The organism is Leifsonia shinshuensis (genome assembly GCF_022606355.1).
In the GTDB taxonomy this organism is placed as follows: Bacteria; Actinomycetota; Actinomycetes; order Actinomycetales; family Microbacteriaceae; genus Leifsonia; species Leifsonia shinshuensis_B.
This window is the reverse complement of the sequence record NZ_JAHHZQ010000004.1, coordinates 352455-364619: the sequence shown is the minus strand read 5'-3', so window position 1 is coordinate 364619 and position 12165 is coordinate 352455. Positions and strand designations below refer to the sequence as shown.

The window sequence follows — 12165 nt, the reverse complement described above, 5'->3', positions numbered from 1 at the left end:
GTGGTGCGCTGTGGATGAGGGTGTGCGGGGTGGATGGGTCAGGCCGTCGCCGGCACGGGGGCGGCGTCGCGGACGTACACGGGCACTCCGCCGACCCAGGTCGAGACGACGGTGCTCTCGTGGATGCGGTCGACCGGAAGCGTGAACGGATCGGGTTCGATCACGACGAGGTCGGCACGGTAGCCGGCGGCGATCGTGCCGGTGTCGTGGTCGCGGTGGTTCACGTACGCCGAGCCGGAGGTGTAGGCGGCGAACGCGGTCTCCAGGTCCAGCCGCTGCTGCGCTCCCCCGAGCGGAGCGTCGGTCGACCCCGGGGAGACCCGGTTGACGGCGATGTGGATGGCGGCGAGCGGGTCGGCGCTCGACACCGGCCAGTCGCTGCCGGCGGCCAGTCGGGCACCCGCCCGCACGAGGTCGCCGAACGGATACTGCCTGGCCTCCAGCTCGTCGTGGAGGAACGGCAGGGTCAGCTCGTCGAGCTGTGTCTCGTGGCAGGCCCAGAGCGCCTGCAGGTTCGCGACGGCGCCGAGTTCGGCGAAGCGCGCGGCGTCCTCCTCCGACACGACCTGGAGGTGCGCGAGGTGGTGGCGGCCATCGCCGGCACCGTTGGCCGCGCGCGCCGCTTCGACGGCGTCGAGGGCCTCCTGCACGGCGCGGTCGCCGAGGGCGTGGAAGTGCACCTGGAAGCCGAGTCGGTCGAGCTCGGCGACGTACGCGGTGAGGCGCTCCGGGTCGATGAACGACAGCCCGGCGTTGTCCGTCTCGTGCCCGTGCGCGTCGAGGTAGGGCGACTTCATCGCCGCCGTGAAGTTCTCGGCGACGCCGTCGACCATGATCTTGACGGTTCCGAGGTCGAACCGGTAGTCGCCGAGCCGCCGGAACTCGTCGCGCCGCTCGACCATCCCGGCGATCTGCTCGGCGTCGGCGTCGCGCACCCACCACTGGGCGCCGCGGACGTGCGCGATGAGGGTGTCCTCCTGCAGCGCACGCCGGTAGGCGGGGAGGTTCGGCGGCATCGTGGCGACCGTGCCGATCATCGCGTCCTGCCATCCGGTGATGCCGAGCGCGAGCAGCTCAGACTGTGCGCGGAGCAGGCCGGCGTAGGCGAGCTCGTCGTCGATCTCCGGCTTGACGCCGTCGAACAGGTCGCCGGCGCCCTCGTGGAACGTGCCGGCCGGGAAGCCGTCTGCCTCCCGCTCGATGCGGCCGTCGACCGGGTCGGGCGTTCGGGCGTCCAGACCGGCGAGCCGGATCGCCGCCGTGCTCGCCCAGACGCTGTGGTGGTCGCGGCTGGCGACCAGTACCGGGCGGTCGCCGACGACGGCGTCGAGCAGGCCGCGCGTGGGAGCCCCGCCGGGGAAGTGATCCATCGACCAGCCGCCGCCGAGGATCCAGCCCTCGGGGTTGGCCGCCGCGTACGCGGCCACGCGCTGCACCGTCTCGGCCGCGTCGGCGGAGTCGGCCAGGGAGCACTGCAGCAGCTCGACGCCACCGCCCACGGGGTGGATGTGGGCGTCCTGGAATCCCGGGCTGAGAAGGGCGCCGTTCAGGTCGATCACTTCGGTCGCAGGGCCACGGTGGGCCTCCACCGACGCCTGCGGCACGATGTCGAGGATCCGCCCGTCGGCGATCAGCACGGCCTGGCCGGTCACCGGCCGCCCCGCCCCCGTGAAGACCCTGCCTCCGGTCAGAATCACGTCCGCCCGGTCGTCTGCCCGGTTCACTGCTGCGTCGGCCATCGTGCCGATTCCCTTCGTCGTCGAGTGGATCGAGCCGATGCTAAGACGAATCGAACGGTGATGTCAACAGTGCTGACAGCACTGTTGACATCCACTATCGTTGGATCGTGACTGAAGCGATGACGCACGACCACTCGAAGCGCCTCGACCGCGCGACGATCGTGAGGGCGGGGCTCGAGATCGCGGCAGGGCCGCGCACCTCCGCGATCTCCATCCGCGCGCTCGGAAGCGCCCTCGGCGTCGACCCGACCGCCGTCTACCGCCACTTCCGCGCCAAGGACGACCTCATGCGCGCGCTGCTCGACGAGGTGCAGGGGATCGCGCTCGCCGAAGTCTCAGCGGCGGACGGCGAGTGGAGCGATCGACTCCGCACGCTCTCCCGCTCGACGCTCGACACGTTCGTCCTCTACCCGGCGATCGCACTGGAGGCCACGGTGCTCACCACCAACGGCCCGGCGGAGCTCGCGACGATCGAGTACATCCTCGCCGCCTTCACCGAAGCCGGCCTCAGCGGCTCCGACCTCGTGCGCCACTACGCCCTGTTCGCGTCCTATGTGCTGTCGGAGGCCGCCGGCATCGCGCGCGGCCGCACCGTCGCCGGCAGCAGCGACGGCGAGACCCGCGCCAGCAACGCGTGGTTCGAGGGCCCGCTCCTGGTCGACCCGCTCACCCACTCCCACATCGCCTCGGTGGCCGCCGAACTGCGCGACCTGCGCGACGAAGACATCTTCCGGATGGGCGTCGACGCCATCCTCGACTCCGCGGAGCGGGCGGCGGCCGCCCGGTAGTGCTCGCGCGTTCCGGCATCGACGCCGGCGATCAGGCGGTTCTGCGCCGGCGAGGTCGTGCTCATCGCGCGACCGAGAGCGCAGATCCGGGTGCCGCGGCGCAGGGGTTGGATGCTGCGGCACCCGAGGTCGGTGCCCGTCACGCTCAGCTGAGGGCGCGCGCCTTCAGATGGTCGAACTCCTGCTGGGTGATGGTGCCGGAGGCCAGCAGCTGCTGCGCCTTCGCGATCTCGTCGGCCGGGCTCGACGACGCGACCTCGCGGATGTGCGCGTCGACGACGGCCTGCGTGTCTGCGGCCGCCCTCGCGCTCCGCTCCGCCATGCCGCGGCCACGGGCGATCAGGTAGACCAACGCAGTGAGGAACGGCAGGAAGATCAGGAAGATGATCCACACCGCCTTCCACCAGCCGTTGAGCGCGCGGTCGCGGAACAGGTCGCCGATGATCGCGAACAGCGCGAACAAGTACGCGATGAACGCGAAGCACCAGAAGAACCACCAGACGATGCTCCAGAAGCTGTTCATGATCGTCCTCCCCGTCATGACCGGCACACTGCCGGCGACCGGAATGTATCTCGCCGCACGGCACTGTGGCTACACCCGAATCCTTCGACGTGCGAAGCGTTGCGGTTCCGTGGCGATTCACCTCTCCCCATCGCGCGACGGGTGATGCATCCTATGGCCGAATGGGGGGAGGTCGACCATGGAGATCGCTCTGGTCGTCATTCAGGCCTGCGTCGTCGTCGGCGCCATCGTGCTCGGGGTGCGCACGGGCGGGCTCGGCCTCGGATTGTGGGGGGTGGTCGGGACCGCGATCCTCGTGTTCGTGTTCCGCCTGCCGCCGGGCTCGCCGCCGATCGACGCGTTCTTCATCATCATCGCGGTCATCACGGCGTCGAGCGCGATGCAGGCCGCGGGCGGCATCGACTACCTGGTCTCGATCGCGTCGAAGATCATCCAGGCCAACCCGCGGCGGCTCACTTACGTCGCGCCCCTCGTCGCGTTCGTCTTCACGGTGCTGTCCGGCACCTCCAACATCTTCTTCGCCCTCATCCCGGTGATCTACGAGACCGCCTATCGCAACGGCCAGCGACCCGAGCGGGCGCTCGCGGCCTCCACGGTCACGTCGGGGCTCGGCATCACCGCGAGCCCGGTGTCCGCGGCGATGGCGGCCTACCTGGTGCTGATGGAGGCGAAGGGCTTCGGACTCCCCCAGGTGCTGGCCATCACCGTCCCCTCGGCGATCGTCGCCTGCGTCGTCACGTCGTTCGTCCAGCAGCGCATCGGCAAGGAGCTGCTCCACGACCCGGTCTTCCTCAAGCGGGTGGAGGATGGGACCGTGCAGGTCCCCGCCGCCCTGCAGGCACGCTACGACCAGCAGATGGGGCTCGCCGCCCCCGCCATGGCCGCGACGGGCGACGGCTCGGAGACCGGAGTGCCGGCGACCGCGGTCGCCACCAAGCCGCCGCGCGGAGCGGGACGGCTCACCAAGGAGGAGGCGTCCGCCATCGAGCACCCCGTGCCGCCGGGAGGCGCGGTCTCCGCGTGGATCTTCGTCGCGGGCACCCTGCTCGTCGTGCTGCTCGGACTTTTCCCCTCGCTGCGGCCGGCGTTCCCCGACGCGGAGGGCAAGCCGGAGCCGATCCCGATGGCGACCGTCATCGAGATGGTGATGTTCACCGTCGCGCTGGTCATCATCCTGGTGCGACGGGTGAAGCCGTCGCTGGTCGTCGAGCAGCCGCTGCTGCGCGCGGGCTACGTCGCCGCCGTCGCCCTCTTCGGCATCGCCTGGATGGCCGACACCTTCATCTCCGCCAACCAGGAGACGATCATCCAGCCGTTGGGCGAGCTCATCAAGACGAACCCGCTGCTGCTCGCGGTCGCGCTGTTCATAGTCGCCGGCCTGACGACCAGTCAGTCGGCGACGACGAACACCCTCATCCCGATCGCGTTGAGTGCCGGTCTGGCGCCCGGGGTCGTCACGGCGATGTGGCCGTCGCTGATCGGCGTCTGGCTGTTCCCGGCCAACGGGTCCCAGATCGCGTCGGTCGAGACCGACAGGACGGGCTCGACGAAGCTGACGCAGGTGCCCGTGTGGCACTCGTTCACCATCCCGATGCTGGTCTCGTGGGTCGCCGTCGTCGCGTCGGGCCTGCTCATCCAGCTGATCATCCACTGACCGCGGAACCGGAATCCGGAGGAATCGAACAATGACCGACACCGCATCCGACATCGCCGCCGGAGCGAAGGCCCTCATGCCCGAGGTGCTCGAGCACCTCGACGCGCTCGTCCGCATCCCGTCCGTGGCGTTCCCCGGCTTCGACCCCGAACCCGTGCACCGCATGGGCCGTGCCGTCGTGGACCTGTACGCTGCGGCGGGCGCCGAGGGCGTGCGTCTGCTCGACGTACCGGGAGGCTACCCGTGCGTCTACGCCGACCTGCCCGGCCCCGACGGCGCCCCCACCGTGCTGCTCTACGCCCACTACGACGTGCAGCCGGCGGCCCAGAGCCAAGGCTGGTCCAGCGATCCGTGGGAGCCGACCCGCAAGGACGACGGCCGCATCTACGGGCGCGGCGCCGCCGACGACATCTCCGGCCTCGTCGCCAACTACGCGACGCTGAAGCTGCTCGGCGCCGACCGGCCGTGCCGGGTGATCCTGCTGTCGGAGGGCGAGGAGGAGACGATCTCGCACCTGGAGGCGTTCGTGGAGGCCAATCCCGCGCTGTTCGCCTGCGATGCCGCCGTGATCGCCGACATCGGCGGCCAGGAGGTCGGGCGCCCCGGCCTCACGGTCGCGCTGCGCGGCGACGTGGCGTGCACCGTCACGGTGCGCACGCTCGCGAACCCGGTGCACTCCGGCGAGTTCGGCGGGGCCGCCCCCGACGCGATGACCGCGATGATCCGCATCCTCGACACGCTGCACGACGAGCACGGGGACACGGTCATCCCCGGCGTTGACTCTGGCGGCTGGGACGGAGCGGCGATGGACGAGCCGGTGTACCGGGAAGGGTCGGCCATCCTCCCCGGTGTCGACTTCCTGGGCACCGGCTCTTTGGCCGACCGCATCTGGATGAAGCCGTCGGTGACCGTGCTCGGGATGGACCTCCCGAACACGGTCGAGGCGTCGAACGTCCTCCTGCCGTCCGTCACGGCGAAGCTCTCGATGCGCATCATCCCCGGCTCCGACGGGGACGCGCAGCTGGAGGCCCTGATGGCGCACCTGCGGGCGCAACGACCGTGGAACTGCATCGTGGAGGTCGAGAAGGTGAAGGTCGGCCACGCGTTCCGGGTGGACGAGACCCACCCGGCCATCCCCGCGGCCAGGGACGCGATGCGGACGGCGTACGGACGACCGGTCGAGTCGATCGGCAGCGGCGCCTCGATCCCGCTCGTCGCGTCGCTGAAGAAGGTGTCCCCCGGCGCGGCGATCCTGCTCTGGGGCGCGGAGGACACCAAGCAGTCGCGCATCCACGCCTCCGACGAATCGGTCGACCCCGCCGAGATCGAGCGGCTGATCGTGACCCAGACGCTGTTCATCCAGAAGCTCGCCACGGCGATGTAGCTGCGGACGGCGCAGGGCCAAGGGCAACGGGCGGCTGATGCGGGAGCTCGCCAGATTCGCCGGAGCGGTCGCGGTGATCGCGCTCGTCGCCTTGGCGACCGCGCCCGGCCCCGCGCTCAGCGCGATCCGCGTCGTCGACGCCGTCGTGGTCGTGCTCGCGGCCGCTGCTGCGACCGCCTGCGCCGTCGTCGCGGACGTGCGGCGCGCGCGGGAGCGGCAGGCGGAGGCGGCAGCGCACTCGCCCGTCTAGGCGGCGCGCTGTAGCGTGGGACGATGGCCGATCTGCCCGACGCGCTCCCCGCCGACTACGACCCTGCCCACGTGTTCCGCGTCGTGGCGATGCCGGTCGAACGCGGCTGGGGTGTCTGGCTGCGCGCGGCGGACGACAGCATCATCCACGGCTTCGGGCTGGGGCTGGCACCGGAGACGCCGTTCCGCCCGGACGTGCTCGACGTGCTCGGGCCGATCCTGAACCTGCAGTTCCGGCTCGCCTACATGGACGACGCGGCGTGGGACGAGATCGACAACCACTGGTCGGCCGTGGTGTACGAGTACACGCCGCGGTAGGGGCCTCGGCAGCCGGACATCAGTCGTCCGGCGTCGAGATCTGCTGGACGACATCGTCGCCGTCGGCCAGGGTCCGCGGCTCGGTCCCGGAGTAGAGGTACGCGGCCGCCTCCGGCCACGCGCTGGCGTCGACGAGCCGGAAGACGTCGACCGCGGCGGCGCCCTCGAAGGCGGCCGCGGCGCGGATCACCGCGGGAGGTCCGGCACCGACGATGGGCAGGCGCTTGCTGAAGCTCTCGCTGGTCTCCTCGGGGTAGAGGAACACCGCCACGAAGGTCCCGTGCGCGCCGCTCGGCTCCATCGCTGGCATGGCCGACCCCCGCACGTCGTCGCTGACACCCGAACGGGGGTGCCCTTGTGGCGCATGATGCACCAGGGTCCCGGCGCGCGGCAAGGGGAACAATCCGAGAACGCCCGCGCACAGCCGCCCGTTGTCTGCCGAGGGGCACGTCGTTGTCGCCTTTCGCGGGCGAAAGCGACAACGACGTGCCCTTCGAGGTCGGGCCTACGGGAGTGAGGAGTCGAGGAGGTCGGCGTCGGGGTTGCGCTTGCGTCCCCGCTGCTCGGCCTCCAGCCGTTCGGCCTCCTCACCGCTGATCGCCTCGCCGCGGGCCACCAGGCCCGACTCGTCGGACAGCGGGATCTGCTTGAGGAACAGCGCCAGCAGGAACGCGACAGCGATGAACGGGAGCAGATACCAGAACACCGGGGCGAGGGCGTCGGCGTAGGCGTTCACGACCCCGGTGTGCACGGCCTCCGGGAGCTTGTTGAGGGCCTCGGGGCTGAGGGTGGACGTGGCGCCCGCCGCGTCGGACGCCGAGGCGCCGGCCTTGGTGAACACCGCCGTCAGGTTGTCGGTGAGCCGCGTGGTGAACAGCGTGCCGAAGACCGCTGTGCCGAGCGCGGCGCCCACCTCGCGGAAGTAGTTGTTCGTGGAGGTCGCGGTGCCGAGCTGCGCGGCGGGGACCGCGTTCTGCACCACCAGCACGACGACCTGCATGATCAGCCCGAGGCCGGCGCCGAACACGAACAGGTACACGCAGATCAGCCAGATGGGCGTGGAGGCGGCGAGCGTGGTCATGCACACCATCGCGATCCCCGTGATGACCGTGCCGAGGATCGGGAACAACCGGTACCGGCCGGTGCGGGTGATCAGGGCGCCCGACAGGATCGACGTACCGATCAGGCCGACCATCATCGGGATCATCAGCAGGCCGGAGGCCGCCGCCGAGGTGCCGGACGACATCTGCAGGAAGGTCGGCACGAAGCCGATCGCGGCGAACATCCCGATGCCGAGCGCGAGGCCGATCGCCGTCGCGTTGATGAAGATCGGGTTCTTGAACAGGCTCAGCGGGATGATCGGGTCCTTGGCCTTGGCCTCCGCGATCACGAAGGCGACGGCCGCCGCCAGCATCCCAGCTCCCCACGCCCACGTCGCGAGCGAACCCCAGCCGTAGGCCTTGTCACCGCCGAAGTCGGTGAAGAAGATCAGGCAGGTCGTCGCGATCGAGAGGAACACGATGCCCAGGATGTCGATCGGTTGCGTCGCCTTCTTGGTCGGCAGCGTGAGGGCGAAGATCGCGATGACGAGCGCGGCGATCCCGACCGGGATGTTGATGTAGAACGCCCACTGCCAGGTGAGGTGGTCGACGAAGAAGCCGCCGAGCAGCGGGCCGGCGACGGCCGAGAGGCCGAAGATCGCGCCGAGCGGCCCGAGGTACTTGCCGCGCTCGTTGGCCGGGACGATGTCGGCGATGATCGCCTGCGACAGGATCATCAGACCGCCGCCGCCGAGGCCCTGCAGGGCGCGGAAGACGACGAAGGTCCAGAAGTCGCCGGCGAAGGCGCAGCCGACGGAGGCCGCGGTGAAGATCGCGATGGCGGCGATGAACAGCCATCGTCTGCCGAGGACGTCGCCGAGCTTGCCGTACACCGGCATGACGATGGTGGTGGCGAGGATGTACGCCGTGGTGATCCAGACCTGGTGCGAGACGCCGCCGAGGTCGCCGACGATGGTCGGCATGGCGGTCGAGACGATGGTCTGGTCGAGGCTCGAGAGCAGCATCCCTGCGATGAGGGCGCTGAAGATGATCCAGATGCGGCGCTTGGTGAGCAGCATCGGGGCCGGCGCGGTCGCGGTGGTCATGGTCTCCGTTCGGTGGCGTTTCGTGTGTCTGCTGATGCGGTGATGTCTAGAAGAGCTCGCGCACGACCTCGAGGCGGCGGTGCACGATCGTGGGGAGGTCGTCGGCAGGCTCGGCCCCGCCGGAATCGGGCTTGAAGTACTGCTCGGCGCTCGCGCGCATGATCGCGCCCACGAGTTGCACGGCCGCCGCGGCCCGGAGGTCGCCGGCGGCCAGCCCCTCCCTGCGCTCCACGAGCTCGATGTCGCCACGCTCGCTCTCGCCCGCCAGCTGGAGCATGTGCCCGATGAGCCGCGGCTCACGCTCGAAGGCCTGGATGATCTGGGCGACCTCCGCTGCCGTGATGCCCCCGAACGACCAGCGCTCGAGGTGCAGCGCGACCAGGTCGTCGACGAGATGCGCGACGCCGCGGGCGCCGGCTGCGGCGAACCGCTCCGCGGCACCGGACTCGTCGAGATCGACGGGGACGCCGATGACGGCGTTCTCTTTGGAGGCGAAGTAGTTGAAGAACGTGCGGCGGGAGACGCCGACCTCCTCGCAGAGCTCCTCGATCGTGAAGCCGGTGAGGCCGTGGGCGATGGTGAGCCGACGGGCGGCGTCCTTCAGCCCCTGCGCGGTCTCGGCCTTGCGCCGCTCGCGGGTAGACATTGCACTCTCACTCACGAAGTGCAACTTTGCACTGTGTACCTGAAAGTGCAATGTGAGCGCGCGACGACGAGCGCGAAGGGCACGTTGTCGCCCCATTCGAGTGCCGAAGGGGACAACGACGTGCCCCTCGCCAGAGTCGCCTACAATAGAAATTGTGGATTTCACTGGGACGATTCTCGGCTCGCTCTTCTTACTCCTATTCCTCCTCGTCGGAGTCTTCGCGGTCGCCCTGGTGAGCCCGCTGTTCCGTCGGAACCGCCGCGACGACTAACGCGAGGAGCGCGGACCCGACGCGCGAGCGCGCCCCTCAGGTACTGGTGTTGAGCGTGTAGCGGCCGGAGGCGCAGCCGGTGATGAGCCAGCCTCCGGAGGCCGCCACGGTCGCGAGCGCCGTCACACCGGTGGAGTGCACAGTCGGCATCGTCGCGCCGGGCACCCACACCTCCAGCCCGCAACTGTCTTGCGCCGTGCTGCCGACGAGGAGCAGGTCGGGGCCTTTCGCGCTCAGCACGCTGAGGGTTCCGGGCGCCGAGCGCGGGTACGCGCGACTCAGGATCGCGAGCAGGTCGGTGCGCGGTGCCGCGTCCCCTCCCGTCGCGCAGTTCTGCACCTGCAGCCCGTTGCCCGTCGGGCCGATGCCGTTCTGCGGGTCGCCGCACGCCTGCTTCCACACCCAGTACGCGCTGCCCAGCCGGTTCGCGTCCTCGGCTTTCGCGTAGCGGGCGAGTCGTGCGTCGACGTCCGCGGTATCGCCCCAGTAGCCGTACTCCCCCGACCACAGCGGCGCGTCGTACTCGGCCGCGACGCGCTGGGCGAGCGTGAACTGCCGCTCCAGCCCGACGATCGGCGGGAGGCCGAGCGAGCGGTCCATCGTGATCGACTCGGCGTACAGGTGCGGCGAGAACACGATGTTCCCGTCCGTCGTGAACCCGGGAGCCGGGCCGGTGTCGAAGCCGAGCCCCGACCAGAGGATGCTCGGCTCGACGACCACGATCTGCCGCGACCCGGCGGCGCGGATCGCGCCGATCGCGCGGTCGTAGAACCGGCCGAGCAGGTACGACGTCGTCACGGGAGCGGTCTCCCCGAATCCCGGCTCGTTGAGGAGGTCGTACCCGGCGACCGTCGGCTCGTCGCGGAAGACTCTCGCCAGCCTCCCCCAGGTCGCCACGAGCGCCGACTGCACACCGGAGGTGTCGAAGTAGAAGTTCTGGAACGCGCGGTCGCCGGCCGGCGAGATGTCCCGCCCGGTGAACTGGCAGCGCGGTGCGCCGTCGGTGATCGTCGCCCAGGCGGGGGCGCCGTCGTAGCCCCACATCGGATCGGTGCCCGCCCGGCAGTCGGTGCCCGCCGGCGTCGCGCCCTTCCACCAGCCGTCCTGGTGCATGTCGAGCACGACGTAGATGCCGTGCTGGCGCGCCCAGCCCACGGCCTCCTTCACCGCCGCCAGGTAGCTCGGTGAGAGCGTGCCCCTGGTCGGCTCCAACGCCGACCACGAGAGGTTGAGGCGCACCACGTCGAAGCCCCGCGCCGCGATCCCGGCGAAATCGGCCTCCGTCAGGGGACGCGTCGCGGCGAGCCCGGTCTTCGGCTGGTAGAAGTCGACGAGCTGGTTGACGTTGACGCCGCGCAGCAGCACCTGGTCACCACGGCCGTCGGTGATGGCCGTTCCGGAGGCGCGGAGGAAACCGGCGGGCGCGGCGTCGGCGGCGCCCGCGCTGCCGGATGCGGTGGCCGACGAGTCCGCCGCCGACGCCGGCGCGATCGCCGGCACCCCGAGCGCCACCACCACGGCGACCACCACGATGGTCGCCGCCGACAGCCGCGCGACGCGAACACGGCCGGCGGCGGGGATGCGCTCGACGACCACTGCGCCGACGCCGACGATCCAGCCGACGCACGCGCCGAACGAGAGACCGTCCGCGACCGCCACGTACGCCGCCATCGCCGGCCAGAGGTCACCGCTGAGCCCGCCGTCGACCGCGAACGCGACGACCGCCTGCACGAAGCCGACCAGGCCTCCCGCCACGAGTGCGGCGAGCCAGCCGCCCAGGACGCCGGGGACGCGTCGCCGCATCCAGCGCAGGCACACGACGGTGGCGAGCCCGATCAGCAGCACGGCGACGATCACCGAGGCCGGCCCGCGGTCGGGCCGGGCGACCGGGACGCCTGGAGCGTACGCGGCGCTCGTCCACCACTCGCCCGCCAGCAGCGGCGCAGCGGCGGCGAAGAGCGCGGCCGGGATCCACGGCGGACCGCACCGGTGCGTCTCCCGACGGGTCGGCCCGCCGAACCAACGTGCGACAGCCGCCACGATCAGGGCGGCCGGGACCGCCTTGGCGGTCACATAGCCCGCCGCCCACGCGCTCACCGCCAGGTTCCACGTCATCACCAGACAGGACAGCGCCTGCGCCACCAGGACGGCCAGCACCACGCCGGTCACGAGCGTCCAGTACCGTTCGCCCGCGCGCACCGTCACCCACCACACCATCCCGAGCAGCACGGGAAAGCCGACCAGGTAGGGAGCGAACGACCAACCGCCTGCCGCGAGCGTCGGCACGGCGCCCGACCAGCCGACCAGCGCGAGCAGCCCGGTCGGGTCGGCGACCGCCTGGACGACGACCAGGACCAGGACGGCGGACACCGCGACGAGAGGACGGCGGACCGACTTCATGACACTCCATCGTGACAACGGGCTGGGGGCCGCCGACGGTGGCAGCC

At 70.8% G+C, this 12165-nt stretch carries 11 protein-coding genes; 5 read left to right on the top strand and 6 right to left on the bottom strand.

Translation table 11 applies throughout. The features are described from left to right. Positions 1-38: 38 nt before the first annotated feature. The gene (locus tag KNO15_RS17070) at positions 39-1739 is read right to left on the bottom strand and encodes an amidohydrolase (protein WP_241705003.1); all 1701 of its coding nucleotides are present in this window, start codon (positions 1737-1739) and stop codon (positions 39-41) included. A gap of 107 nt (positions 1740-1846) precedes the next feature. Here KNO15_RS17070 and KNO15_RS17065 point away from each other — a divergent pair, with 107 nt between their 5' ends. Beyond that, a complete protein-coding gene (locus tag KNO15_RS17065; RefSeq protein ID WP_241705002.1) occupies positions 1847-2527 on the top strand; it encodes a TetR/AcrR family transcriptional regulator in 681 nt (226 codons plus the stop codon). Positions 2528-2672: 145 nt separating this feature from the next. Here the strand turns inward: KNO15_RS17065 and KNO15_RS17060 are convergent, their stop codons facing one another. Next, positions 2673-3068 (bottom strand): SHOCT domain-containing protein, encoded by a 396-nt coding sequence (locus KNO15_RS17060; protein WP_241705001.1) that lies wholly within the window; start codon positions 3066-3068, stop codon positions 2673-2675. Positions 3069-3228: 160 nt separating this feature from the next. Here KNO15_RS17060 and KNO15_RS17055 point away from each other — a divergent pair, with 160 nt between their 5' ends. From KNO15_RS17055 to KNO15_RS17040, 4 genes are read left to right on the top strand one after another with little or no spacing between them, the layout of a single operon-like run. After that, a complete protein-coding gene (locus KNO15_RS17055; protein ID WP_241705000.1) occupies positions 3229-4704 on the top strand; it encodes an anaerobic C4-dicarboxylate transporter family protein in 1476 nt (491 codons plus the stop codon). Positions 4705-4735: 31 nt separating this feature from the next. Then, a complete protein-coding gene (locus tag KNO15_RS17050) occupies positions 4736-6088 on the top strand; it encodes a M20/M25/M40 family metallo-hydrolase (RefSeq protein WP_241704999.1) in 1353 nt (450 codons plus the stop codon). 37 nt (positions 6089-6125) lie between these two features. Next, positions 6126-6338, top strand: coding sequence for a hypothetical protein (locus tag KNO15_RS17045; RefSeq protein WP_241704998.1), 213 nt, complete (start codon positions 6126-6128; stop codon positions 6336-6338). Between the two features lie 23 nt (positions 6339-6361). Continuing rightward, a complete protein-coding gene (locus KNO15_RS17040; RefSeq protein WP_241704997.1) occupies positions 6362-6655 on the top strand; it encodes a hypothetical protein in 294 nt (97 codons plus the stop codon). A 19-nt stretch (positions 6656-6674) separates the two neighbouring features. On the opposite strand, the gene KNO15_RS17035 is transcribed toward KNO15_RS17040, so the two are convergent. The 4 genes from KNO15_RS17035 to KNO15_RS17020 form a co-directional block, all read right to left on the bottom strand. Next, complete coding sequence (locus tag KNO15_RS17035) at positions 6675-6965, bottom strand: hypothetical protein (protein ID WP_241704996.1); 291 nt, start codon at positions 6963-6965, stop codon at positions 6675-6677. Positions 6966-7160: 195 nt separating this feature from the next. After that, positions 7161-8801: an MDR family MFS transporter gene (locus KNO15_RS17030; protein ID WP_241704995.1), complete on the bottom strand. Its 1641-nt coding sequence runs from the start codon at positions 8799-8801 to the stop codon at positions 7161-7163. Positions 8802-8847: 46 nt separating this feature from the next. Further along, on the bottom strand, positions 8848-9447 hold the full coding sequence (locus tag KNO15_RS17025) for a TetR/AcrR family transcriptional regulator (protein ID WP_241704994.1): 600 nt from the start codon (positions 9445-9447) through the stop codon (positions 8848-8850). Positions 9448-9754: 307 nt separating this feature from the next. After that, entirely contained in the window at positions 9755-12118 is a 2364-nt protein-coding gene (locus tag KNO15_RS17020; RefSeq protein WP_241704993.1) for a glycoside hydrolase family 5 protein, read from the bottom strand. Positions 12119-12165: the final 47 nt, after the last annotated feature.

What these genes read in the sequence shown, in the direction of transcription:
- KNO15_RS17060 (WP_241705001.1), bottom strand. Translation starts at nt 3,068, where the DNA reads ATGACGGGGAGGACGATCATGAACAGCTTCTGGAGCATCGTCTGGTGG.
- KNO15_RS17020 (WP_241704993.1), bottom strand. Translation starts at nt 12,118, where the DNA reads ATGAAGTCGGTCCGCCGTCCTCTCGTCGCGGTGTCCGCCGTCCTGGTC.
- KNO15_RS17025 (WP_241704994.1), bottom strand. Translation starts at nt 9,447, where the DNA reads ATGTCTACCCGCGAGCGGCGCAAGGCCGAGACCGCGCAGGGGCTGAAG.
- KNO15_RS17035 (WP_241704996.1), bottom strand. Translation starts at nt 6,965, where the DNA reads ATGCCAGCGATGGAGCCGAGCGGCGCGCACGGGACCTTCGTGGCGGTG.
- KNO15_RS17045 (WP_241704998.1), top strand. Translation starts at nt 6,126, where the DNA reads ATGCGGGAGCTCGCCAGATTCGCCGGAGCGGTCGCGGTGATCGCGCTC.
- KNO15_RS17050 (WP_241704999.1), top strand. Translation starts at nt 4,736, where the DNA reads ATGACCGACACCGCATCCGACATCGCCGCCGGAGCGAAGGCCCTCATG.
- KNO15_RS17030 (WP_241704995.1), bottom strand. Translation starts at nt 8,801, where the DNA reads ATGACCACCGCGACCGCGCCGGCCCCGATGCTGCTCACCAAGCGCCGC.
- KNO15_RS17055 (WP_241705000.1), top strand. Translation starts at nt 3,229, where the DNA reads ATGGAGATCGCTCTGGTCGTCATTCAGGCCTGCGTCGTCGTCGGCGCC.
- KNO15_RS17040 (WP_241704997.1), top strand. Translation starts at nt 6,362, where the DNA reads ATGGCCGATCTGCCCGACGCGCTCCCCGCCGACTACGACCCTGCCCAC.
- KNO15_RS17070 (WP_241705003.1), bottom strand. Translation starts at nt 1,739, where the DNA reads ATGGCCGACGCAGCAGTGAACCGGGCAGACGACCGGGCGGACGTGATT.